The sequence below is a fragment of the Flaviaestuariibacter flavus genome (assembly GCF_004337505.1).
In the GTDB taxonomy this organism is placed as follows: domain Bacteria; phylum Bacteroidota; class Bacteroidia; order Chitinophagales; family Chitinophagaceae; genus Flavisolibacter; species Flavisolibacter flavus.
Genome location: NZ_SJZI01000008.1, coordinates 47,232 through 71,202, shown reverse-complemented (window position 1 = coordinate 71,202; position 23,971 = coordinate 47,232). Strand labels below are relative to the sequence as shown.

The 23,971-nt window shown below is 58.2% G+C and carries 24 protein-coding genes and 1 tRNA gene; 9 read left to right on the top strand and 16 right to left on the bottom strand.

The genetic code is table 11. From position 1 onward, the window contains the following. On the bottom strand, positions 1–747 hold the full coding sequence (locus EPD60_RS04520; RefSeq protein ID WP_131447288.1) for a DUF268 domain-containing protein: 747 nt from the start codon (positions 745–747) through the stop codon (positions 1–3). A 69-nt stretch (positions 748–816) separates the two neighbouring features. Here EPD60_RS04520 and gmd point away from each other — a divergent pair, with 69 nt between their 5' ends. Beyond that, positions 817–1,938 (top strand): GDP-mannose 4,6-dehydratase, encoded by a 1,122-nt coding sequence (gene gmd / locus EPD60_RS04515; protein WP_131447286.1) that lies wholly within the window; start codon positions 817–819, stop codon positions 1,936–1,938. Then, positions 1,938–2,873, top strand: a complete 936-nt coding sequence (gene fcl, locus EPD60_RS04510) for a GDP-L-fucose synthase (protein ID WP_131447284.1) — start codon at positions 1,938–1,940, stop codon at positions 2,871–2,873. The genes gmd and fcl overlap by 1 nt, the downstream gene beginning before the upstream one ends. Positions 2,874–2,932: 59 nt before the next feature. Here fcl and EPD60_RS04505 read toward each other — a convergent pair whose 3' ends face one another. The 5 genes from EPD60_RS04505 to EPD60_RS04485 are packed head-to-tail and all read right to left on the bottom strand — an operon-like array spanning position 2,933 to position 9,420. Further along, positions 2,933–3,847 (bottom strand): glycosyltransferase family 2 protein, encoded by a 915-nt coding sequence (locus EPD60_RS04505; protein ID WP_131447282.1) that lies wholly within the window; start codon positions 3,845–3,847, stop codon positions 2,933–2,935. Continuing rightward, positions 3,844–5,049: a glycosyltransferase family 4 protein gene (locus tag EPD60_RS04500; RefSeq protein WP_165871410.1), complete on the bottom strand. Its 1,206-nt coding sequence runs from the start codon at positions 5,047–5,049 to the stop codon at positions 3,844–3,846. Before EPD60_RS04500 ends, EPD60_RS04505 begins: the two co-directional genes overlap by 4 nt. Then, on the bottom strand, positions 5,046–5,846 hold the full coding sequence (locus EPD60_RS04495) for a glycosyltransferase family 2 protein (RefSeq protein ID WP_131447278.1): 801 nt from the start codon (positions 5,844–5,846) through the stop codon (positions 5,046–5,048). Before EPD60_RS04495 ends, EPD60_RS04500 begins: the two co-directional genes overlap by 4 nt. Further along, positions 5,843–6,946 carry a glycosyltransferase family 4 protein gene (locus tag EPD60_RS04490; RefSeq protein ID WP_207896542.1) on the bottom strand — a complete coding sequence of 368 codons (1,104 nt, stop codon included), beginning with the start codon at positions 6,944–6,946 and terminating at the stop codon, positions 5,843–5,845. Before EPD60_RS04490 ends, EPD60_RS04495 begins: the two co-directional genes overlap by 4 nt. Continuing rightward, on the bottom strand, positions 6,943–9,420 hold the full coding sequence (locus EPD60_RS04485) for a YfhO family protein (RefSeq protein ID WP_131447274.1): 2,478 nt from the start codon (positions 9,418–9,420) through the stop codon (positions 6,943–6,945). Before EPD60_RS04485 ends, EPD60_RS04490 begins: the two co-directional genes overlap by 4 nt. 52 nt (positions 9,421–9,472) lie before the next feature. Between EPD60_RS04485 and EPD60_RS04480 the strand changes: the two genes are divergently transcribed. Then, positions 9,473–9,772 carry a hypothetical protein gene (locus EPD60_RS04480; protein WP_131447272.1) on the top strand — a complete coding sequence of 100 codons (300 nt, stop codon included), beginning with the start codon at positions 9,473–9,475 and terminating at the stop codon, positions 9,770–9,772. Continuing rightward, positions 9,753–10,556: a queuosine precursor transporter gene (locus tag EPD60_RS04475; protein WP_131447270.1), complete on the top strand. Its 804-nt coding sequence runs from the start codon at positions 9,753–9,755 to the stop codon at positions 10,554–10,556. The genes EPD60_RS04480 and EPD60_RS04475 overlap by 20 nt, the downstream gene beginning before the upstream one ends. 104 nt (positions 10,557–10,660) lie before the next feature. On the opposite strand, the gene EPD60_RS04470 is transcribed toward EPD60_RS04475, so the two are convergent. From EPD60_RS04470 to EPD60_RS04460, 3 genes are all read right to left on the bottom strand, one after another. Continuing rightward, entirely contained in the window at positions 10,661–11,125 is a 465-nt protein-coding gene (locus EPD60_RS04470; protein WP_131447268.1) for an NUDIX domain-containing protein, read from the bottom strand. 73 nt (positions 11,126–11,198) lie between these two features. Further along, entirely contained in the window at positions 11,199–11,981 is a 783-nt protein-coding gene (gene dapF, locus EPD60_RS04465) for a diaminopimelate epimerase (protein ID WP_131447266.1), read from the bottom strand. A gap of 140 nt (positions 11,982–12,121) precedes the next feature. After that, positions 12,122–12,997 carry a nucleoside phosphorylase gene (locus EPD60_RS04460; RefSeq protein ID WP_131447264.1) on the bottom strand — a complete coding sequence of 292 codons (876 nt, stop codon included), beginning with the start codon at positions 12,995–12,997 and terminating at the stop codon, positions 12,122–12,124. Positions 12,998–13,107: 110 nt separating this feature from the next. Between EPD60_RS04460 and EPD60_RS04455 the strand changes: the two genes are divergently transcribed. The 4 genes from EPD60_RS04455 (at position 13,108) to EPD60_RS04440 (ending at position 15,519) form a co-directional block, all read left to right on the top strand. After that, positions 13,108–13,178 (top strand) — tRNA-Cys (locus EPD60_RS04455). A 38-nt stretch (positions 13,179–13,216) separates the two neighbouring features. Continuing rightward, on the top strand, positions 13,217–13,546 hold the full coding sequence (locus EPD60_RS04450; RefSeq protein WP_131447262.1) for a hypothetical protein: 330 nt from the start codon (positions 13,217–13,219) through the stop codon (positions 13,544–13,546). 26 nt (positions 13,547–13,572) lie between these two features. After that, a complete protein-coding gene (locus EPD60_RS04445; protein ID WP_131447260.1) occupies positions 13,573–14,061 on the top strand; it encodes an FKBP-type peptidyl-prolyl cis-trans isomerase in 489 nt (162 codons plus the stop codon). Between the two features lie 33 nt (positions 14,062–14,094). Further along, a complete protein-coding gene (locus EPD60_RS04440) occupies positions 14,095–15,519 on the top strand; it encodes an L-serine ammonia-lyase (RefSeq protein WP_131447258.1) in 1,425 nt (474 codons plus the stop codon). 130 nt (positions 15,520–15,649) lie between these two features. Here EPD60_RS04440 and EPD60_RS04435 read toward each other — a convergent pair whose 3' ends face one another. The 6 genes from EPD60_RS04435 to mgtE all read right to left on the bottom strand — a co-directional run bounded on the left by EPD60_RS04435 (position 15,650) and on the right by mgtE (position 22,755). Next, positions 15,650–16,450: a hypothetical protein gene (locus EPD60_RS04435; protein WP_131447256.1), complete on the bottom strand. Its 801-nt coding sequence runs from the start codon at positions 16,448–16,450 to the stop codon at positions 15,650–15,652. 47 nt (positions 16,451–16,497) lie between these two features. Next, on the bottom strand, positions 16,498–17,277 hold the full coding sequence (locus tag EPD60_RS04430; protein ID WP_131447254.1) for a DUF72 domain-containing protein: 780 nt from the start codon (positions 17,275–17,277) through the stop codon (positions 16,498–16,500). Between the two features lie 156 nt (positions 17,278–17,433). Beyond that, positions 17,434–17,838, bottom strand: coding sequence for a response regulator (locus tag EPD60_RS04425; RefSeq protein WP_131447252.1), 405 nt, complete (start codon positions 17,836–17,838; stop codon positions 17,434–17,436). Further along, complete coding sequence (locus EPD60_RS04420; protein ID WP_131447250.1) at positions 17,835–20,216, bottom strand: PAS domain-containing sensor histidine kinase; 2,382 nt, start codon at positions 20,214–20,216, stop codon at positions 17,835–17,837. The genes EPD60_RS04425 and EPD60_RS04420 overlap by 4 nt, the downstream gene beginning before the upstream one ends. Before the next feature lie 162 nt (positions 20,217–20,378). Continuing rightward, positions 20,379–21,089: a hypothetical protein gene (locus tag EPD60_RS04415; protein WP_131447248.1), complete on the bottom strand. Its 711-nt coding sequence runs from the start codon at positions 21,087–21,089 to the stop codon at positions 20,379–20,381. 271 nt (positions 21,090–21,360) lie between these two features. Beyond that, entirely contained in the window at positions 21,361–22,755 is a 1,395-nt protein-coding gene (gene mgtE / locus EPD60_RS04410) for a magnesium transporter (protein WP_131447246.1), read from the bottom strand. A 136-nt stretch (positions 22,756–22,891) separates the two neighbouring features. Between mgtE and EPD60_RS04405 the strand changes: the two genes are divergently transcribed. Then, a complete protein-coding gene (locus EPD60_RS04405) occupies positions 22,892–23,224 on the top strand; it encodes an SET domain-containing protein-lysine N-methyltransferase (RefSeq protein WP_394346033.1) in 333 nt (110 codons plus the stop codon). A gap of 199 nt (positions 23,225–23,423) precedes the next feature. Here EPD60_RS04405 and EPD60_RS04400 read toward each other — a convergent pair whose 3' ends face one another. Continuing rightward, positions 23,424–23,915: a CHRD domain-containing protein gene (locus tag EPD60_RS04400; protein WP_131447242.1), complete on the bottom strand. Its 492-nt coding sequence runs from the start codon at positions 23,913–23,915 to the stop codon at positions 23,424–23,426. Positions 23,916–23,971: the final 56 nt, after the last annotated feature.

Genomic DNA, 23,971 nt, shown 5'->3' with positions numbered 1-23,971 from the left:
TTATTTGGTGAACCAGAAGCAGCCGCAGCCATAGTGCTGGCGGGAAACGAGGGCGGGATCGGCATTGTAGATGATACCGCCTTCATCGGGAATCAAAGAAAACTCATTTAGCCGGAGTGGCGCAAAATATTCCGTAATCTGCTCGAAGCTGTATACGCGGTGTGCGTTATACTCGATACGCGGTCGGCCTACGGGTGTTACAAAAAGAAGATGTCCCCCCGGTGCCAGCACACGCTTCAGCTCCGCGATGGCCTTGAGGTCGCCTTGCGGGTCGAGCGGGTCGCCATAACGGGCGAGACCAATGTGCTCAACGGTATGCATACAGGAAAGACTCGCAATGGAGTTGTCTTCAAAGGGCAGCTTTGTAAGGTCGGCAAACCCCGTCGTGAATCCCGGCTGGTGAAACTCCGCGGGCCGGTAATCATAAAACTCCGTCGGTACAAATGCCGAAATGATGGTGGAGAAACTCAGGATCGACGAGATGTCGACGTGCTTCTCCGGACGGATCTCCGCCACTTTGCGCGCCGCCCAGGCCGGGTGGTGCGTATAGTGCTGGTCGAAAGGCGTGTACTTGATCTTGTCGGTGAGGCAGGGATACAGGTCCTTCGTGTCGATCGTGAAACGTCCGTCGTTGAGGGCTCGAAAGCGGGACAATTCCCTTAGGAACTCAACCGAACGGGCCACCCGCTTCGGAAAGCGGATCAGCACGTTCTTGCCCGTCCGGATCACGTAGTCTTTGAAATACATGGGCGCGAAGTTACGCTTCCCGGCCCGAAGCCGCGCCGCCGCAGCCCGAAAGCGTTTACCTTTGCGCGTATGACCGGAACGAAAAAGGCCCTCATCACGGGCATTACCGGGCAGGACGGCGCCTACCTGGCCGAACTGCTGCTCGCGAAAGGCTACGAGGTACACGGCATCAAGCGCCGCACCTCCCTGATCAACACCCAGCGCGTCGACCACCTGTACCAGGATCCCCACGAGCGTAACCTGCGCTTTATCCTGCACTACGGCGACCTCACCGACTCCACCAATGTCATCCGCATCATCCAGCAGGTGCAGCCCGACGAGATCTACAACCTCGGCGCCATGAGCCACGTACAGGTGTCCTTCGAGGAGCCGGAATACGTGGCCAACACCGACGCTATCGGCACCCTTCGCCTGCTGGAAGCCATCCGCATACTCGGGCTCGAAAAGAAAACCCGCATCTACCAGGCATCCACGTCGGAACTCTATGGCAAGGTGCAGGAGATCCCGCAAAAGGAAACCACGCCCTTCTACCCGCGCTCGCCCTATGGCGTGGCCAAGCTGTACGGCTTCTGGATCACGGTCAACTACCGCGAGGCTTACGGCATGTACGCCTGCAACGGCATCCTCTTCAACCACGAAAGCCCGCTGCGCGGCGAAACCTTCGTTACCCGCAAGATCACCCGCGGCGTGTCGGAGATCGCCCTCGGTCTTAAAAAGAAACTGTTTCTCGGCAACCTGGACGCGCAGCGCGACTGGGGCCATGCCAAGGATTACGTGGAAGCGATGTGGCTTATGCTGCAGCAGGAGCAGGCGGAGGATTTCGTCATCGCCACCGGCGTCACCACACCCGTGCGCACCTTCGTGCAGATGGCCTTTGCCGAAGCCGGCATCACCGTGGCCTTCCAGGGCGAAGGCGTGGATGAAAAGGGCATCGTAACAGCCATTACCAACCCCGATGTAAAAGCTTCTGTAGGTGATGTGGTGGTGGAGGTTGACCCGCGTTATTTCCGCCCCACCGAAGTAGACCTGCTGATCGGCGACGCCAACAAGGCAAAGACGAAGCTGGGCTGGTCGCCCCGCACCAAGCTCGATGAGCTCGTGCGCGAAATGGTACAAAGCGACCTGCAACATTTTCAAAAGGAGGTCCTCCTGCGCGAGTCGGGCTTCCAGGCCACCAACCAATACGAATAATGGAAAAGAACGCCCGGATCTATGTGGCCGGCCACCGCGGCATGGTGGGCTCGGCGATCGTACGCCGCCTCCAGGCGGATGGCTATAACAACATTATCACCCGCTCTTCGAAAGACCTCGACCTGCGCAACCAGGCGGCGGTAAATGCTTTTTTTGAAGGCGAGAAGCCGGAGTACGTTTTCCTTGCCGCAGCCAAAGTGGGTGGCATTATGGCCAATAATACCTATCGTGCGGAGTTTCTTTACGATAACCTCGCCATCGAGATCAATATCATCGAAGCCGCCTACCGCAATGGCGTGAAGAAGCTCCTTTTCCTGGGATCTTCCTGCATCTACCCAAAGCTGGCGCCGCAGCCCATGAATGAAGACGCACTGCTTACCGGTCTGCTGGAGCCCACCAATGAGCCTTACGCCATCGCCAAGATCGCGGGCATCAAGCTTTGCGAGGCTTACCGCAGCCAGTACGGCGCCAACTTCATTTCGGCGATGCCCACCAACCTGTACGGGCAGGGCGACAACTACCACCTTGAAAATTCGCATGTCATCCCGGCCATGCTGCGCAAGTTTGATGATGCCAAACGCGCCGGCGCCGACCATGTGGAGCTCTGGGGCAGCGGCACGCCGCTCCGTGAATTCATGTACGTCGACGACCTCGCCGATGCCTGCTTCTTCCTGATGCAGCACTACGACGGCGCGCTGTTTATGAATATGGGCACCGGCGAAGAAGTAACAATCCGGCAATTGGCCGAAACCATTAAAGAAGTGGTCGGCTTTGAAGGCGAGCTGCGCTTCGATCCGTCGAAGCCGGACGGCACGCCCCGTAAGCTAATGGATTCAGCGAGGCTGCATGCCATGGGCTGGAAGCACAAGACCACGTTGAAAGAAGGATTGGCGAAGGCATATGCGTTTTATAAGCAGGAGCACGGCCTTGACTGATACGAAGAACGCCTCGCTTCGCTCGCAATGACAGCTGCGCTGTCGGCTTCGCGCTTAACCTAGTACCACAAGCGTGCCTTCAGGCTCCGGATATATTCGAGTGTTTTTTCTGAAACCGGCTTCCGGGCCTCGCTGCGGCTGATCGCCAGCACCTGCTTCCAGCCTGCGAAATAGCCCTTCAGTGAAAAGCCCGTTTCCTTCAGGTACTGCAGCGACCACATGAAAGCCGTGCTGTAGAAATACGGCTTCGGCAGGTAGCGCCAGGCCACCTTGCTTTTGTTCACCCACATCATCCGGAGCTTGTCGGCCCTGGGCTTGCGGCCCAGCGGCGATTCCTTGTGCCGCATGATGATCTTGTCGGAGTAAACGATGCTCCAGCCCCGGTCGAGGATGCGGTAGGAGAGGTCATATTCCTCCATACCGTAGAAGAAGTCTTCGGGGTAATTGCCCACCGCCTCCAGCACCTCGCGGCGGATGGCATGGGCGCCGCCCGCATAGTAATAAGTTTCGAAAAACGGTTTGTCCTTAAACGCGTCAAACCGCTTGTGCGGCAGCGCGTTCACCTGCATCTGCCCGTTCTCATAATAGATTACCTTGAAGGAAACGATCGCCTTGGGGCGCTCCGTGTTTTTGGTTGCAAACTCGCGCACGAGCTGCTGCAGGCAGTTGGCGTTCCCCATCACCGCATCGTCGTCGAGCATGATGAGGATGGGTGCCGTGGCAAATGTGATGGCGTAGTTGCGGCCCTTAGCCACACCCAGGTTGCCCGGCGCGTCAATGTAGCGGATGTTGACTTCGCGCACCGAGGCGGCAAAGTCTTTTACCGCGCTGTAGTCGTCGGTGGAGGCGTTGTTGACCAGGATCACCTCTTCGAGCAGCGCGGGCGCGTCGTTGAGCGACACGATATTCTGCAGCAGCTCGAGGGCGTCTGCCGGGCGGTTGTAGGTAATGATGATAAAGGAGAGGGGCTTCACGGGCGCTTTCTATCGGTGAGCAAAGATCGGTAGCTAGCTTCGAATGCGGCCATCGAAAAATGAGCGTTTGCGTAGGCAATGTTTTCCGAGGCGATTTGTTTCCGCAATTCAGGGTTAATGTGCAGGGAACGCAGGTAGGCTAGAGCCTCCTCCACGATCCGGTCTTCGTCTGTGACTGAGGAGAAGAGCATTCCCTGCGTCTCCTGACGGATATGCAGCGGCAGGTCGCCCACCGGGGTGGCCAGGATGGCGCAGCCGTTGCCCATGGCCTCCGGCACCACCAGCGGCATCCCTTCTGTTTCGGAGGTCAGCAGCAGCACATCGCTGTTCCAGTATACCTCCTGTATCTGCCGGGCGTCGGAAAGGTTGCCCAGTAGTTCTACGGGGCCGGGATCCGGGTCTTTAAAATCTGCGGCGCCCGCACCCATCATCCGGAAGCGGACTTCAGGCATCGCTTCCACGGCAGCCTTTGCAATGCGGATAAAAAGCTCCGGCCGCTTCTCCGGGCCCGGGCGCCCGCTGAACAGGACGGTGAAGGTTCCCTCCGGCTTTTGTGCCGCTTCACGCTCCGGCAGCGCAACGGCATTCCCGATATAGCGCATCCGGTTGATATAGGTTTCCGGCACACCCATCGAGCGGTATAATTCCTCATGCGCCGCCTGTTTTACCCTGCTGATCAGCACGGTGTCGGAGTAAAAGGCAAGAAAGGGGATCCGGATTTTGGAAAAGGTATTGAGCGAGTGTACCAGGTCTACCTGCCGGATGTCCTTCCGGATCCAGCGGGATGTTTTGTAGGCAATGTTGCTGTGCCCCTGGAAAACAACTGGCCGTTGCTTTTGCCGGTTGATATAGCCGCTCAGGATACCCCGCCAGGTCAGGTTGAGGAAATAGAGAAATTTGTTGTCCGTCCATTTCGAGATATCGCGTATCGTGCAGCCGCTGTCGGCGAAGGCCTGCCGGAAGGTGCCGGATTGCGAGCGTCGCGTGAAGAACACGATGCAGTCGGCCCCACCCGCTGCCTGCGCGATCTGGGCATGAACCTTTTCGGCGCCGCCGGTGTGGTAAAACGGGAAAAAAAAGAACACGCGGTACTCCCGATCCAGCGGCCGGAGCCGTGCCAGGAGCCGCCCGAGCACAACAAAGGGGAAGATCGCAATGTCTTCGAGCCGGCGTTTCGCTATCCAGTATTTATACGGAATCATCGGCCCAGCCATTTTTTGATCCGTGCGCGGAACAGGTCGCGCCGGTAGGCCGACCGGAGACGGCGGCAGTATTCATTCATGGTACCATCGGCCTTCCGGCGCGCCAGGAATTTTCCCTTGGTGCGCGCGAGGCGTTCAAAAGCATTCAGGCCCTCTCTCCGGGTGAGTCCGCCGGCGAGCACCCGGTAACGCAGCAGCGGTTCGTTGAGCTTGGCAATAACGTGCCCATCGGCCACGAGGCGCAGCCAGAGGTCATAGTCCTCCGCCTCTTTCTGGTCTTCCTGGTAACGGTATTTCTTAAATATTTCGGCCCGCCCCATCACGCTGGGGTGCGCGATGCAGTTGTCGCGAAGCAGCTTTTCGCGGATCTGTGAGGGGCTGATACAGGCCCGGTCGTCGGCCCAGGGAGGCAGCGGGGCACCCGCTTCGTCCATCATTTCGAGCGTGGTGGCTACCACAGCGGCTTCATTGCTTTCAAGAAATTCCACCTGCCGCGCAAAGCGCTCGGGGTGACAAACGTCGTCGGCGTCCATGCGGGCGAAATAGCGGCCCTGCGCCAGCCCGATGCCGCGGTTGAGCGTATAGATAAGTCCGCGGTTTTTGTCGTTGGCCAGGTGCTTCAGCCGCGGGTCCTTATAAGATTCAATAATCGCTTCCGAATCATCGGTTGAACCATCATTGAGCACCAGCAACTCGAAATCCGTAAAGGTTTGCGCCAGCACGGAGTCAATCGCTTCGCGCAGGTAGCGACCGGCATTGTAAACCGGTAGTAGTACGGATACGGTCGGATGGTTCATGCAAGTTGTTTTATGCGTTCCAGCACACGGGCGGTGATCCGCGGCCAGGCGAAGTGTTCAAAAAAAGCGGGCGGCGTTTGAAGCTGCATCGCGGCGGTCGGCAAAGCGGCATCAGCAAAGGCGTCCCAGTCGCCGTCGGCTACGGCGCGCAGCTTTTCGCCACCAAGCCGCGGGTCGATGCCCTGGGCGGCAAAGCGGAAGGCCAGCACGGTGCACTGGCGCGCCAGCGCGTCGATGTTCTTGGTTTGCACCCCGCCGCCGCTCAGCACCGGGTTGATGAACAGGTCGGCGGCTTTATAATACGGAAGGAGGCTTTCCACTTCGCCGGCATTGATCACGCGGGGGTGCTGCAGTGTTGCCAGGTCGGCAAAAGCGGCGGAGCGGTTGCGCCCGCAAACCACAATACGGTAATCCCGGCCCCGGGCGTCGAGGCGCGGCGCCAGCTCGCCATAGATCCGGCGCAGGGCTTCCGCATTCGGCGCATAATCCAGGGTGCCGGCAAAAAGAAGGAGCGGCATACCGGCCGGGATGTTCCAGCGGGCGCGGACGTCTTCCATAGGCGGTTCCGCGTCATCGGTGGCAATCCCATACGGAACAAGCAGGCAGCGCGCCGCCGGGATACCGAAGTCGGCCTGTGCCTGGAGGGCGTCGGCCTCCGTCTTGAACAGCACGAGGTCGGCTTTGCGGTGCGCCCAGGCCTCATAGCGGCGCAGCAGCGGCCACCAGGCCTTGCCCAGTGCGCGGAAGCGGCGGAATTCGATGTTATGGCTGTGCAGCACGAGTCGGGCGCCGGTCTTGCGCGCCGCTTTCACTGCAGCCCAGGCCTGGTAGGGATATTCCAGCACGATGGCGTCGGGCGCTTCTTCGGTTGCGGCGGCGACGATCCGGCGCCAGGTGCCGGGGTGCAGCACGCTGCGCTTGCCGCGGGGCAGCTCGGGCCGAAGGCGGTAGGAGAGCGGCCCGTCGGCCACATTATCGTTGGCACAGAGACATACGAGCTCCGCCTGCCGGCCAAGGTATTCATTGAAAAGCGCGGTGCCTTTTTGCCCGCCGAAGCGCGCCGGCAGCACGTTGAACCACACGATGCTCAGGAGCTTCATGCCGGCAGGGCGCTTTCGCGGTGGCGGGCGCGCCATTCCATGAAAATACCGGCGAGCAGCAACAGCCCGAGCAGGATGGAGAAGATCGACGTAACGCTGCGTCCCTTCTCATAGGCAGGCGGCTCAAAGCGGAACTCGATGGTATGTGCTCCGGCTCCCAGCGGCAGGCCGCGCAGCACGTAGTTGACGCGTGTAATGGGCGTTTCCTTGCCATCCACCAGGGCCTTCCAGCCGGAGGCATAGTAGATCTCGCTGAACACCGCAAACTGCGGGGCGGGCGAGTTGGATTTATAGGTGATGACGTCGTTGTCGTTTTTTACCAGCTGAATGCTGCCTTCACCGCTGAATGCGGTGGTGCCTCCGATGGAACCCTTTTGGCTTTCACGAACAAAGGCCGTATCGCGCGGGTTGAAGTTGTCGAGTGCCGACATTTCGGTCTGTGCATCTTTCACGATGGCTACGTTCTTCACGAACCATACCGGCCCGAGGGCGCTGTCGTTGCGCTGCACCTGCGCGGTGGCGCCGTTCTGGTCGCGCTGCAGCAGGTACTTCACGTTGAGCATGTTGAGCACCGGGAAATTAAGCTGCGGTTTCGACAGCTGGTGCTCGATCAGATCCTGGTATACCCGCAGCTTCACCGCGTGGTATCCTCCGATCGAATTGTAGTGGTAGGAGGTGATGGCTTCAGAGAAAACATCGCCCGCTACGTTGAACACGCGGAAGTAGCCTTTGTCGGCAAGAATCTCCTGGTCTTTCGCATTGGGCTGGAATACGGCGTCGTTCTCCGTCTTCTCCACGAAGGAGTCGCTGTTGATAAACTTGGAGTCGATCGGCAGCAGGTCGATCAGTGTCAGCAGGGCAAAGCCGGCAAAAACGTATACGGGCTTCAGGGTGCGCTTCAGCAGGAGGTAGAGGAGCGCCGCACAGGCCAGTCCAAATCCGATCAACCGCAGGATGTCACCCATGAACAGGCTCGAGCGGTCGTCTTTGAGCGCATTGAAATATTGGCGCATCCCTTCCGCTTGCTGCGGGTTGGAGGCAACCTGCTGGAGTTGCTCCCGTTCCGGCTGGTTGGTGTAGTCAACCGTAAACTTCATGATCAGCAGGAACAGTACGAGGGCGCCGATGCCGATCAGTCCGCGGCGGATGTGCGGGCGCAGGGCCGGCAGCTCGTGGCGCGACAGCTCGTCGAGCGTAAGCGCCGCCAGCAGCGGGAACAGCAGCTGCGGGATCACCAGCGCCATAGAAGGCGCGCGGAACTTGTTGTACATCGGAAGGAAGTCGTACAACAGCGTGTTGAAGCCCAGAAAGCTGGAGCCCCAGGACATCATCACGGCAAAAAGTGAAGCCGCAAGGATCCACCAGCGGTGCTTGTTCCCGGGCAGGAAAAGACCGAAGAAAGCCAGCAGGCACACCACCACGCCCACGTAGGCGGGGCCGGAGGTGACACCCAGGTTGCCCCAGTAATAGTTGATGTTGGAGGCTGGCTGCCCATTGGAGGCGAGGAACTCCGCTGCCTTGGATTTTTCCTCATCCATCACCGGGCGCAGGCCGTTGTTGGCACCACCCGGCGTGTTGGAGCCATAGGCGTGCGGCAGCATCATCGTGATGGGTTCGCCGATGCCCATGCTGTAGGAGAAGGCATAATCCTTATCGAGACCGTCTTTGGCATGTCCGGCTTTAGGGTCTGCCAGCTCGGAGGCGCCGCCGCGGATCGTTTCCTTCTGGTACTCGTAGGTTGAAAGAATGGTCACAGCGTTCACCGCGACCCCGATGATGCCGGCAACGAGCGTGAGCCCGAGGGCCTTGAGCAGGTGAATGGTTTGCCCGGCGCGGATCCACCGGATGATGAAGAACAGCGTCATGATGCCGATGGCGATAAAGAGGTAGTAGTCGATCTGCGGGTGGTTCATGGCCACCAGAACCGAGGTGAAAAGCGCGGTAAGGCCCGCTCCCAGCCAGTAGCGGCGGTCGAAGATCAGCAGGATGGAGCCGAGCAAGGCGGGCATATAGGCAATCGACCACATCTTGGTATCGTGGCCGACGGATATGATGACCGGGTCATAAGTAGCGTATGCAAACGAGAGTGCGCCGAAGATCCCGATCCAGGGATTGATGCGCAGCGCGATGCACAGGAAGTAGAAGCAGATGCACGCGAGAAAGAAGAACTGGATCGGCACGGGAAGGCCTAGGGTGAGCAAGCCGTGCACCATCCAGGGCAATACGTTGTTGGCCGGGAAGCCGATCTGGAAGGTGGGCATTCCGCTGAACATGCTGTTGGTCCACAAGGGGTATTGCCCGTGGGTTTCCTTGTATTGCATCGACTGCTGTATGGAGCCTTTCCATTGAGTGATGTCGTGCTGGTTGATCACCATGCCCTGGAGGGCGGGGCGGCAATAGAGAACGGCAACAACCAAAAAGATGATGACGGCAACGAGGTGGGGCAGCAGTTTGCTCAGGAGCCCTTTCTTCATATCGTTAGTTTAAATCTGGGCAAAGTAAGATTATTTTGCAGCAAATCGCTTTATGCGCCTGACGCTTTTTTTAAGTCGTATCGCCCTCATCTGCAACGTTTTCTTCCTGCTGGCGCTGGGGCTCCGGGCGGGTATTCCGGGTGGGGCGCAGGTGGTTGTTTCCACCATCGGCGTTGCCGGTTTCGTGCTTGCCGCACTCTTCAACCCGCTGGTCAACGCGATATATGCTATCTTGTTGATGCGTCGCCGGCTGGCAGCCACGCTGCCCCGCTGGCTGGTGCTGGCTAACTTCATCTGCCTGCTTTTACAAATACAATACATACTCTTTTTAAATGGTGTCTTCAATAGTTAAAGACAAGCCCACCAAGCTGCTGCTGGCTATGTCGGCCTTTTTCGTGGCCAACGCGCTCATCGCCGAATCGATCGGCACCAAGATCTTTTCCTTTGAAAAGCTGGTAGGCGTTGCCCCGGTCAACTTCACCATGTTCGGACAAAGCGGCCTTGCCTTCAACCTCACCTGCGGGGTGTTGCTGTGGCCGCTCGAGTTCATCATGACCGATATCGTCAACGAATTTTACGGGCCCAAAGTGGTGCGGCGGATCTCCCTGATCGCCATCTGCCTCATCGCTTATGCCTTCCTGATGTATTTCATGGCCATCGGTGTGCCGCCGGCCGACTTCTGGATCGGCAGCGGCAAGCGCAACGGCATCGACAACATGCAGACCGCCTTCAGCGGCATCTTCGGGCAAGGCATGCGGATCATCGTCGGCTCCATCGTCGCCTTCGGCGTCAGCCAGCTGGTGGATGTATATGTCTTTCACAAGATCAAGAAGGCCACCGGGGGGCGGCATATCTGGCTGCGGGCAACGGGCTCCACGCTGGTGTCGCAGCTGGTAGACAGCTATATCGTGCTCTTCATCGCCTTCTGGGGCGTGTTCACCTGGCAGCAGATCCTGAGCTTCGGCATCATGAACTATATCTACAAGTTCACCGCCGCCATCGTGCTCACGCCGGCGATCGTATGGGTGGAAAAGCGCATTGAAAAATACCTCGGCCGCGATGTGTCCGACCGGATGAAACGATCCGCCGCGGGCGATGATGAGGGAGAGGTGACGCCGATACCAACGGCAGGTTAATGCGGTAATGTGGTAATGTGGTAATCCGGTAATGTGATAAAAGATATGTTCCGAAGCGTTTTTTTTACAGCCCTGTTCCTTCCATTCATTACCACATTAACTCATTACCGCATTTCCTTGAATATCCGCGCTGCCACTTTATCAATCGGCAGGTGCACGCTGTCTTCTGAAAACTGCTCCCAGGGAATAAAGCGGAACGACTCGCATTCGCGTTCTTCTTTGTAGCGCGCCCGCTGGGCGTCGTCGAAGTCGAAGGGCTGCGTGCTGATGCGTACTGAAATGGGCTCCAGCGCCTTCACGATATAGTAAATGGAAACGATCTGGTGCTCGGGGTTGAAAGCTGATTGCTGGTAGAAGTCGGTGGTATAAAGGTGCGCGCCCACTTCCACCTTCAGGTTCATTTCCTCCAGGAACTCGCGCCGGAGGCAGTCGCGCGTGCCTTCGCCAAACTCGAGCCCGCCGCCGGGAAACTTGGTGATCTTCATCCCGCGGATCCACTCGTCGGTCACCAGCACTTCCCGTTGTTCATTTACCAGGAGGCCGTAGACACGGATATTAAACAAGGCCATACTAAGATTTTACGATCTCCGATGCCGGATGTCTGATTTTGGTGAATCCAAATCCGAGGCGGGAGATCCGAGATCAGAAATCGATGATGCCTTCAAAAACGCGCTCGGCGGGACCGATGAGCCACACGTTGGAGAAGTGGTTGCCGCTCTTGTCAAATTCAACGGCCAGGCGCCCGCCGCGGGTGCGCACGTCAACGCGGTTGAAGCCATTCTCGTTGTGGGCACATACCAGTGCGGCGGCCGTTACGCCGGTGCCGCAGGAAAGGGTTTCGTCTTCCACACCGCGCTCGTAGGTACGCACGATGATCTCATCGTCTTCGCGGGTCTGCTCTACGAAGTTCACGTTGATGCCTTCTTTTTCAAATTCGGGGCTGTTGCGGATCTGGCGGCCGATGCGCACCATATCCTTTCCCATGACGTCGTCGGTGAGGTGCACAAAGTGGGGCGAGCCGGTGTTGAGAATAAAGTTGGAGCCGTCGTGGCGTACTTCGTTCACATCCTGCATCCGGAGCGCCACGTTGCCGTCGAGCTCGATGGAGGCTTCGTGGGGACCGTCTACGGCAAGGAAGCGATACTCGGTTTGCACGATGCCGAGATCGGCGGCGAACTTCACCAGGGAGCGGCCGCCGTTGCCGCACATGCTGCTTTCGCGGCCGTCGGCATTGTAATATTTCATCTCGAAATCGTAGTCGGGGTGCTTGTTCAGCAACATCAGGCCGTCGGCCCCGATGCCGAAGCGACGGTCGCAAAGCCGGCGGATGACGCGCGTTTCAAGCCCGTTGTACCGGCCATCGCGGTTATCGAAAAGCACGAAGTCATTGCCGGTACCCTGGTATTTGTAAAATGTGTGTTTCATGAGGAACAGGAATGAGAACGAACGCTGATTCCGCACGCGGAATACGCAGATTGATTATGAGTTATTATGATTGGCTGGCGCCAGTAACGGTATCTGCGCAAATCATAAGGATCATAAAAGATCTGCGTTCTTTCTCTCGATCATGAGGGCAAGTTACTCAAAATACCGAGGCTTTTCTCGATGAGCCGCTCTACGAGTGCTCCGCCGTCCTTGGAAAACTCCCGTGCGACGCGGTTGGCCACGATCGCGCTGAGCGAGAGGCAGTGATGGCCCAGCAGGCGGCCGAGCCCGTAAATGGCCGAGGTTTCCATTTCGAAATTGGAGATGAAATGGTTGCCGAAGCGGAACTCGGTAAGGCGGTCGATGAGCTGCGGGTTGCGGATGCCGAGGCGCAGTACCCGGCCCTGCGGACCATAGAAGCCCGGGCAGGTGACGGTGATGCCCTGGTGGTAACCGTCCACGAAGTTCTTCAGCAGGGAAGGAGCCGCGCCGCTGATATAGGGCTGGGTGAAGGTGAGCTGGGTGTGGGTGTTGAAGGATTGAAGCAGCGATGCTTCTTCCGTATTCTGCTCGAGGCGGTAGAAGTTGAGCAGGTTGTCGAGGCCGAGCCCGTAGGTGGAAGCGACGAAGGAATCGACCGGGATATGAGCCTGCAGGGAGCCGGAAGTACCCATCCGCACGACGTTGAGCGCGGTGAGCTCCGGCTTGATGGTGCGGGTCTCGAAGTCGATATTCACCAGCGCGTCGAGCTCGTTGAAAACGATGTCGATATTGTCGGGGCCGATGCCGGTGCTCACTACCGACAGGCGGCGGTTACCGATATAGCCTGTGTGGGTCACAAATTCGCGGTGCTCGCGTTGCACCTCGATGCGGTCGAAGTGCTTGCTTACTTCTTTGACGCGGAAGGGGTCGCCCACGGTAATGACCGTGGTTGCCAGTTCTTCGGGGCGGACATCAAGGTGGTAAACGGCGCCGCGGGCGTTGATAATCAGTTCGGATTCGGCAATGAAGGCCATGAAGGTCGTTGTTTAAAAAAAAGAGGTGGAAATGAATTGATTGGGTAAAAATATCTATTTTCGCTCCCCGTCCAACAAGTTGTTGGCCGGGAAACAGAATTCACTCATCCGGTACCATGGCCGAGTGGCTAGGCTCAGCTCTGCAAAAGCTGCTACAGCAGTTCGAATCTGCTTGGTACCTCAAACAAAAAAAATCCCGTCCGCGGGATTTTTTGGTATATGCTCACTCCTGAAGAAAAGCGCTTCGTAGAATACTGGTCGGTGCAGCGCGATCGCCGCAAGACCATCGCCTCCCACCTCGGCTCGGGCCTGCCCCTTGCCGTCGTCATCGTAGTGGCGCTCTTTGCCGCCATCGCCACGGGCTGGTACGAGCGTGCCACCGCTGTCATCCGCACCCATTCCTCGGTGATCCTGGTGGTGGTGGTGGCGGCCATCGGCATCGTACTTTTCATGAGCTATTTTTCGGCCCAGCACGAGTGGGACCAGAACGAAGAGCGTTACCAGGTGTTGCTGCGGCGCGACCGCGATGCAGCGAAAGATGCCTCCTGATTGTCCACAAGAAAACACGAACCATAATGATGAGAATCCTATTCGCCGCCAGCGCCGCCGCATTTGTGCTGACCGGCTGCCTGAAGGCAAAAGACACCGGCTGCCGCTTCGACGAATGCGCGGTGATAGCTCCCGCTTCCGAAGTCACGGCGGTTGAGAATTACCTGGCTTCCAACAATATCACCAATGCCACCAAACACTGTTCCGGCGCCTACTACCGCGTGCTGCAACAGGGCGGCGGCGCTACACCCAACGGCTGCTCCACGGTGAACGCTACCTATGCCGGCTACCTCACCAACGGCAACCGCTTCGATTCCGCCACCGCCACCTTCCCGCTGGGCCAGGTGATCCGCGGCTGGACGGCGCTCCTGCCCAAGGTCAACTCCGGCGGCCGCATCCAGCTCTTTATCCCGCCGACACTTGGCTATGGCGCACAGGCCGTAGGCAGCGGCAGCAACTCGATCCCCGCCAACTCGATCCTTGTCTTTAACATTACGGTGAACGACGTGCAATAACGCCATTGCGGTACCTTTGCCAAAAGCTTGCTTGTGGCACACGAAGCGATCTCCGTATTCGATATTTTTAAAATAGGCATCGGCCCATCCAGTTCTCATACCCTGGGACCCTGGCGGGCGGCGCAACGCTTTACAGAGGTCCTGCAGCAGCAGGACCTTCTGCATTTGGCGCAATCGGTGAAGGTGCTGCTTTACGGCTCGCTGGCCAAGACGGGCAAGGGCCACGGCACCGATGTTGCCGTGCAGCTCGGCCTCGCCGGCGAAGACCCGGTGACCGTCCCCGTGGCCGATCTCGATCCCATAATCGCGCGCATCGCCGCAGGTAAAAAGATCCGCCTCGGCGGCATACATGAAGTAGTCTTTGACCCGGCCACCGATATCGAATTCCTGATGACCGAGTCGCTGCCCTTTCACCCCAACGCGCTCACGTTCCTGGTCACACTTTCCGACGGGCGCTCGCTTGCCGAGACCTACTATTCCATCGGCGGCGGCTTCGTAGTGAAGGAAGGGGAGAACCAGGAGGCTTCGGCGGTACAGCTGCCCTTCCCCATCAATGATGCCGAGGAGTTGCTGCACTGGTGCCGCAAGACCGGGCTCACCATCAACGAGGTGGTGCTGGAAAATGAAAGCGCCTGGCGCGGCGAAGCGGAAACAAGGGCCGGCGTGCTGAAGATCTGGAAGGTGATGCAGGAATGCGTCTACCGCGGCTCGCACACCGGCGGCACGCTACCTGGTGGCCTCAACGTAAAACGCCGCGCCGCCGACCTGGCGAAGCGCCTCCTGGCGGGAAAGCCCTACGACAGCTATGAAACCTGGGTGGAATCGATCCGCACGGGCGGCAATCATTTTCAATACATTCTTGATTGGGTAAGCTGCTTCGCACTGGCGGTGAACGAGGAGAATGCCTCCTTCAGCCGCGTGGTGACGGCACCGACCAACGGCGCTGCAGGCGTGATCCCGGCGGTGCTGCATTATTATACCGTTTTCTACCCCGACGTTACCGAAGACAAGGTGGTGCAGTTCCTGCTGACGGCTTCCGAGATCGGGTCCATCTTTAAAAAGGGAGCGACCATTTCCGCTGCCATGGGCGGCTGCCAGGCCGAGATCGGCGTTTCTTCTTCGATGGCGGCGGCGGCGCTCACCGAAGCCCTCGGCGGCTCGCAACGCCAGGCGCTGATGGCGGCCGAGATCGCGATGGAGCATCACCTCGGCATGACCTGCGATCCGATTGCGGGGCTGGTGCAGGTGCCCTGCATCGAACGCAACACCATGGGTGCCATCAAGGCCATCACTGCCTCGCAGCTGGCCCTGCAAAGCGCACCCGACTACGCCAAGGTTTCGCTCGACGCGGTGGTGGATACCATGTGGGCCACCGCGCTCGACATGAACAGCAAATACAAGGAAACCGCTGAAGGGGGGCTCGCCATCAACATTCCGCTCAGTCTTAGCGAGTGTTAAGGAGGCAGTCTGTTGGTCTATTAGTCTGTTGGTAATTCAGGTTTGATACCAACAAAAGATAAAACCCTCCGGCAGGAGGGTTTTCGTTATTTCAGGCGTCTCTAAAATCAGACATCAGACATCAGCCATCTTACAGCTCCCTGAGCGTGCCCGACACCGCGGTCGTCCACGACCAGCCGTTGCTGCCCGACATGGCGATGTTGCAAAACTGCGCTTGCAGCTTGCCGTTGACGTGGCTGATGTAGATTTTCTGTTGCTCGTTATTGCCCTGGAAGAAGATGCTTTGGGCTACCGAGCTAATGTAGATGCTGTTGGCAAGAAAATCATTCTGCGCCGGGTTCGTGCTTACTTCGTAAATGCCGTCGATAGGTTCCTTGTCACGGAAGTAGGGGTGGAACTGCAGTTCGATGCTGCCGCTGGAAGAACCGGCCCGGAGCACGCGCAGGTTGAGGGAATTAAAGGTCTTGGTGACCGTGGTTATAGGAGCGGTGCCCATATTGCTGTAGCTGATTGTATTCAGCGCCAGGTTGCAGGACGGCGTGCCCTGGGGCAGTCCTACGTTCACGTACACGCTGTCTTCCTTTTCACATCCCTGGTTCATGGAACTGAGGCGCACGTGGTACCAGCCGGAGGTGCCGAGGTTGACGTTGCTGAATGAGATGGAACTATGCCCCTGGTCGGAATAATTGCCGGGTCCCCACCAGTTGATGTACACAAAGTCGTTTGCGAAGATCTGCTCCCGGATGCGCAAGGTGACGTAGTCGCCTACAAGGGCGTTGTTATTGCCGGTAATCCGGTTGGCGCGGAGACTGTCGCACACGCGGGAACCGGTGCTTGCGGGTTCATCGTCATCATTGGAGACAGCAGGTTTGGAGCAGGAGACAAAAAAAGTCACGACCGGTATTGCCAGTAGCAGGAAGGATTTTCTCATGACGCAGTTGGATTGTTTTAGCGGCCGTAAATATACGGTTTCCTGTGCTACCGGGTCATTGCCTGTGCTTGTTTGGCATTGACGGGCGCCTTTGCTTCGGCGGTGTTGTTGAAATAGAGATAGGCCTTGCGGGCCAGCGGATCGGTCTTCACCAGGTTCACGATCTGGCCGATGAATTCTTCGGAGTACCCCGAATAATACAGTTTCGGCACCCCGTGGAAACGGTAATAAATGAGGGGCGCGTTGGAGATGACATCCGGCGAAAGCCCCGGGTAGGACGAGCCGCTGAAGGTAACACCCTCGCTGTGCAGGCGGTCGTACACCGACGGCTTCCACCAGCTCGGGTGCCGGAACTCGATCACGTTGTTGTACTCGGTGCTCAGCTGGCCCAGCACCCGGTCGAGGAAGGCCTCATCGTAGACCTGCGAGGGCGGCAGCTGGAATAGAACGCAGCCAAGCTTGTCCTGCAGTCCTTCCGAAAGCGTCCGGTAAAGCAGCTCCACGAGGTCTTCGGTCCCTTCGAAGCGCTGCACATGCGTAATGTCCTGGGGTGCTTTGATGGTAAACGTAAAACCTTCGGGGGCGATGTTGTACCAGCGCTCCAGGGTGCGCGGCTCGGGAAAGCGGTAAAAGGTATTGTTGATCTCGAGTGTGCTGAAATGCCCGCAGTAATATTCCAGCCAACGGCTCTTGGCAAGCCCCTTCGGGTAGAAAATTTCCTTCCAGCTATCATAGTGAAAGCCGGAGCAGCCGATGCGCCATTCGAGGGAAGCCCCCTGTCCCCCGAAGGGGGCACTTAGGTCGGTGTTTCCTTTTTCCTCAGACATAAATTATGAGCGGATGCAAAACAAAGGCCCGGATCGCATCGCGATCCGGGCCTTTGTTTGAACCTAATACTTTAGAAAAGTTGTGATCGAGATAAGTATCCTTGGCCTAAGTGCCTCCTTCGGGGGACAGGGGGGCCGGAAGGGGCTGGCCGGGGCTTATACCGGCAGCCAAAGCGCCTGCACATGACCGGCGAGCTCCACCAGTTTGTTGAAGGTGTCGGGCTTGGTGACGAAGCAGTTGGCGCCGAGCCTATAGCAGTGATTGCGGTCGCGGTCGGAAGAAGAGGTGGTAAACACCACGATGGGCACGCCGTGAAACTCCTCGCGGCCCTTGATCTCGCGCAGTGCCTCGCGGCCGTCTTTCCCCGGCATATTGAGATCGAGCATGATCAGGGAGGGCAGCTTTTCGGACTCGCGTCCCTCGAGGGCAGCCATCAGGGCATCACCGTTTTCAAGAAAGAGATACTCGTCGCCGGCACGGCTGCCGGTAAAGGCATCTCGCAATATTTCCCGGTCGTCGGCGTCATCATCTACAATCCAGATCTCGTATGCCTTCATCATAAGGGTAAAATTAGGGTGAACACCGCGCCGTGTCCGGGGTCTCCTTCTGCCCCGATGGTGCCGCCGTGGTGCTCGGCAATTTTTTTCACGATCGCCAGTCCGATGCCGTTGCCCTCGTACTCGCTGCGTCCGTGCAGCCGCTGGAAGATCTGGAAGATCTTGCCTGCATACTCATTTTCAAACCCGATGCCATTATCACGAAAGCTGAGCTCGAGGTAAGAAGCCGCCTTCCGCAACTGCAGGTGCGCAACTTCTTCGGGACGCAGGTAACGGTAACGGACATCTACCACGGGGGGGACGCCTTCGCGCGCGAACTTGAGCGAGTTGCTGAGCAGGTTCTGAAACAACTGCCGGAACTGCGACGGCACCACTTCGGCCTCCGGCAACTCACTGGCATTGATCCGGGCCCCGCACTGCTCGATCTTGAACTCGAGCGCCCCGATGGCGTCGTCGAGCAATGATTTGAGTGCCACGCGCTCAAACCCTCGGTTGCCCGAGATGCGCGATACCGACAGCAGGTCGTCGATCATGGCCTGCATCCGTTGCGAGGCGTCCACAACTTTACTGAGGTAAAGCTTCCCGTCATCGGTAAGGCGGTCCATCTGCGAAGACACAAGGCGGTCGCCGAAGGTCGAGATCTTACGAAGTGGCTCTTTGAGGTCGTGCGAAGCCACGTAGGCGAACTCTTCGAGTGCGGCATTGCTTTGCTCCAGCTGGAAGGAGTTCTGCAGCAGGGTGCGCTCCATTTCCTTGCGGCGGTTGATATCGAGGGCCGCGCCGAGGATCTGTTGCACGGCGCCGCTTTCATCTTTTTTGAAAACGATCTCGCGTGCAAGCAGCCAGTACCAGTCGCCGTCTTTTTTGCGGAGCCGGCATTCATACTGCATCATCGATTCGCTGAATTGGAAGCGGCTTTCGCTACCGGCCCGCTCCGGCAGCAGGGACCAGTCGTCGGGATGATAGAGTCCGGTAACGGCACTGCTTTCAAGTTCCAGTATTTCTTCGGGCGTATATCCCAGCACATAAAAGATCTCGCGGTTCACGTACTGAAAGCGGCCGCTCGGTATGTCGAACAGGTAAAGCCACATCGGCGAGGCGTCGGCGAGCTTTTCGAGGAAGAGCTGCTGTTCGCGGAGCGCCTGGCTGGTGCGGTGCAGCTCGGTGATGTCCATGACCGTTCCGCTGATGGCATAGGGCTTTTCGGCACGGAGGTGCAATACGCCCCGCGCCCACAGCTGCTTCGGCCCTTCGGGCGAGTCGTATCGGTATTCACTGTCGAAGGTGCCTGTTGTCAGCGCAGCTTCCACTTTGCTCCGCACCCGCTCAAGATCGTCGGGATGCACATGGGCGTAAAAGTCGAAGTCTTCGCCGCGGTGTCCGAAAATTTTCGAAAGCTCCGGGGTGAAGGTGTACTTGTTGTTTTCAAGGGTCCAGTAAAAAGAGCCGATGCGGGCGATGGCCTGCGCCTCGAGCAATTGCTCCTCGCGTTCGCGGAGCGCCTGGGCGGTTTGCATTTCGGTGTCGATATTGAGGCAGATGGCGATGATCTCGCTGATCTTCCCCCCGGCATCACGCCGGAATACGCTTTCGCTGCTCCGGTACCAGCGGTACCGGCCATCCTTTCCCCGGATGCGGTACTGGTAGCTCATAAAGTCACCGTCCGACGCTTCCTGGAGTCTTTCCAGGTGCGCCTCCACCACCGCCCGGTCGTCGGGATGGATCACAGCGGTCAGGGCCTCCTGCCCGAGGGCATTGAGTTCTTCACGCGAATAACCCATCACCTCGGTGAAGTTCTCGTTTGCATATAAGTTGCGGAAGGTGCGGACGTCGAAAATATACAGTGCCCCGGGAATCGTGCTGTTGATCTTTTCAATGAACAGCGAGCGCTCGGCGGCCTGCTGCTCGATGATACCCGTGAGCACCTCCAGCGAGGCTGCATCGTAGCGAAGAAAAAGCCGGTCGATCTCGTGCACCAGCTGCAGCATCGGCACCCCTTCGGCGCAATAATCCGGCAGCAGCTGGTGAAAGGCCCGCTTGCGGATGTAACTGAGCTTGGTAATGTCTTCGGCGATCACCGAATACTTGTCGAAGAAAAGGGCATTCTGCTGCCACTGCGTCATCCGGTTGCGGATGAAATCACCCACGCGGTTCTCGGCCAGGTGTTTCAGAAGATCGCGGTTGTATTCGCGGCCGAAGGTGAGCTGCTCCTCCTCGCTCAGGTGCGCCACCTGGTTGAGCAGGGTGAGTTCTATTTCGTACGTAAACCGGTATTGCAGGCGCACGAAGGCTTCGAGCTTATGTTCGAGGAGGTAGCCGGCGAAGGCGGGTAATAATTCGAAATCGAGGGAGGGCCGTTTTGTTTCCGCTTGTAGTTGCACGCTTTGTAATTTGTTGGGCGCGGTGCCGGGTTAAGGTCTTCGGTAAAGTTAAGGCATCCGTGCACATGGTCAACTACGGTATGGCGGCCGCTGTTCTCAAAAGAAACGGGTGAGCGTCGGCTCACCCGTTTCTTTTGCATTTATCTGATGCACCCCGCCGGGTTACTGCCCGCGTCCCGGGCCCGAATAAGGGTCTTCTTCATTGCCTTCCTGGCGGTCGCCGCCGAGGCTGTAGTATTTGTTCTCTTCATCGCCCTGGCCCATCGACTCGGTGTTGGTCTCGTCGGTTTCTTCGGGGATGTCGAGGTCGCCGCTCGTATGGGCGGGACCAAAAGAGGCCTCGTTGAGCGGCTCGCCTTCGAAGTCGCGGTCGTCGAGGGCGGCGCGGCGCAGGTTGGCGCTGTCGTCGGTGCCGCGGTCGGTGCTGGCGAGGGCACGGGCTTCATCGGGATCTACGTCGGCCTCGGTGCCGGGGCGAATACCCAGGTCATCGCTGTCCACGTCCTGCGGCGTCCCGATCTCGGCGCTGCGCGAGTTGGTGGTCCGCTGGGCGTCGGTTTCCGGTGCCTCGCCGCCACGGCTGCGTTCGCCTGCCGGGCCGCGGTCGCTGTTGGTGCCGCTGTTGCCCTGGAAGCGCTGGCTCACACCGCTGAGGTTACGGGAGTTGGGAAGATTTTCCACATCCAGGTCCACCCGGTGGCTGTCGGTACGCTTGTCCATGATGTCCTCGCGCGCCGGGTAATGCGGGTAGCCCGGGAAATCCTGGTCGGTTTTCTCATCGGGCGACTTGTCCACTTCCCGCTTGCTGTCCATAGCCTTGGAAGGGTCGTTTTCAGGGATGCGGTTGCGATTATCGTTATTTGCCTTTGCCATGATCGTCGTTTGGCTAGAGTAATGAAAATGTCGTGCCCAAACCTCACCACCGGTCTCTCTCGGACCCATCCCCCGGCCCCTTCCCGAGGGGAAGGGGTGGCACTCCGGTAGTTTACTGCTGTTTCGAACAGTCTTCTGTTTGATCCTGATACGAAAGAGCGGATGCCGATGGCATCCGCTCTTTGCTTTTGGATTTCAATCAGCAGAAAGCAACAAACCGTGATGAATGTCCAACAGAGGCACCCCTTCCCTTTGGGAAGGGGCCGGGAGCTCATAGCAGGCGCCCCGCCAGAAACAGATACGCCACTGAAAAATAGATTACGAGCCCGGTCACATCCACGAGCGTGGAAACGAAGGGGGCCGAGGATACCGCGGGGTCGGCGCCGAGGCGCTTCAGCACGAGGGGCAGCATTGAGCCGGTGAGGGTGCCCCAGAGCACCACGCCAAGCACGGTGAAGCCGATGGCGAGGCCAATGAACAGCCAGTGCACGCCATATAGGTCATTGATCCATCCGCGTTGCATCAGTTCGTGCCACACAATGATCCGGACGAAGCCAATAATTCCCAAAACGCCTCCCAGTAAGAGGCCGCTTAGAATTTCGCGGCGCATGATCCGCCACCAGTCGGCCACGCTCACTTCACCCATCGCCAGTGCCTGAATAATCAGCGTGGAAGCCTGCGAGCCGCTGTTGCCGCCACTGGCGATGATCAGCGGAATGAAATTAGCCAATACGATCGCCCGCGAGAGTTCGTCGTTGAAATAGGCCATGGCTGTGGCCGTCAGCATTTCACTGAAAAACAGGATGATCAGCCAGCCGGCGCGCTTTCGAACCAGTTTCAGGAGCGGCATGTCAAGATAGGGCTCGTCGAGGGCCTCGGTACCGCCGATCTTCTGGATGTCTTCGGAGAACTCCTCCGAGGCCACCCACAGGATGTCGTCGATGGTGATGATACCCAGCAGCTTGTTGGAGTTGCTCACCACGGGCAGGGCCACGCGGTTATTCATCTTGAAGGCTTCGGAGGCATCTTCCTGGTCCTGGTAGGCGTTCAGCGCGATCACGCGGTCGTCCATCAGCTCGCTCACACGGCTGGTGGGGTCGGCGAGGATGAACTCGCGGATCCGGATGTCGTCGAGCAGCTCGCCCTTTTCATTGATCACGTAAATCACATCGATGGTCTCCGTGTTCTTGCCCACACGCCGGATGATGTTGAGTACCTGGGCCACCGTATTGTCTTCGTATACATATACGTAGTCAGGCGTCATCAGGCGGCCCACCGAGTTTTCGGGGTAGCCGAGCAGCGACAGCGTAACCTTGCGCTCTTCGGGGTTGAGCTGCTTGATGAGCTCGCGTACCACGTTGCTGGGGAGGTCTTCGAGAAAGGAGGTACGGTCGTCGGGCGGAAGCTCGTTGAGCAGTTCGGCCACTTTGGAAGGGGCCAGCTCCTCAATGATCTTCTTCTGCATCCCGAACTCGAGGATACGGAAGACGCCGGAAGCGCGGTGCACCGACATGGCGGCAATGATCTCGCTGCCGTGATCGGGCTCCTCGTACACGAGGTCGGCGATCTCGGTGATGTTCTGCTGATCGAGGAACAGGTGCAGGGCCTGCGGGTCTTCACTCTGCAGCACGTGCTCAAACTCCTGCTTCAGTAATTCCAGCGACATGCGCCAAAAATACAGCCGTGCGGCAAACAGGCATTCCCCTTGCAAAAAGATTATTCCGAATATTTGCCGCGTGAATCCGATCAACTACTTACATCCCGCACTGCGGGTCAGTGAAACTGAGAGCCGCGGCCGCGGCATGTTTACCGATATGGCTATGAAACCCCACACGCTTGTGGAAGTGGCGCCGGTGATCGTGCTGCCCGCGCGGCAGCGCCGTCACATCGACGAGACGCTGCTCCACGACTATATCTTCGAATGGGGCAAAAGCCGCACCCAGTGCTGTATGGCGCTGGGATATGTATCGCTGTACAACCACGCCTACGATGCCAATTGCGAATACGAAATGCATTACCCCGAGCAGCTGATCCTGATCCGTACGGTACGCGCGGTGAAAAAAGGAGAGGAGCTCTTCATCAATTATAATGGCGTGCCGGATGACGCATCGCCGCTGTGGTTTGAGGCGCATTGACCTCACCCCCAGCCTCTCTCCGGGAGGAGAGGGGTGACACCGGGGTAGGTTACTACTTTTCCGAACAGTCTTCCGTTTGATCCTGATACAAAAGAGCGGATGCCATAGGCATCCGCTCTTTGCTTCGATATTCGATATTCCTTGTTCGCTATTCGATATTCAACTCCCGCTCCTGCCGGAGAGAGGCCGGGATAAGGCATTACTCTGCCCGGCGAACCCGGATCTGGCCACGAAGTTCAGGGGCTGCGCCCGAGCTCTTCGTATATACGGCAACGTAATAAAGATCGTTGAGGATGTCGTCTTCCTTTACCAGCACATTGTCCACCGACACGCTTGTGCTGAACGAACCCGTTTTGCGGCGCGGGGGAACTGATTGTGAAGAAGTGGAGTTGATGAAGGCCTGGACAATAGCACCGGCAAAGCCCGGCTCGGCAGGACCGTGCAGGCGTATCGCGGTTACAGAGTCGTTGGTGTTCGACCAGGTAACGCTGTAGCTCAGCGTGCGGGTATTCTTGTCGTAGGTGGCATTGAGGCTGCCGCTTGCCGGAGAGGGGGTGGCCGGAACGGGCACTACCTGGTTGGAATTCAACGGGAGGCCGTTTCCTACATAAGTGACCACTTCTTCGCTTTTCTTACAGGAAACCGCGATGACGAGGGCCGATACCGCGATAAAACTCAGTCTTTTCAACATAATGGCTGATTTGCGGCCAAAAATAACATTATTTCTCAACCACGACAGAGAAGTTT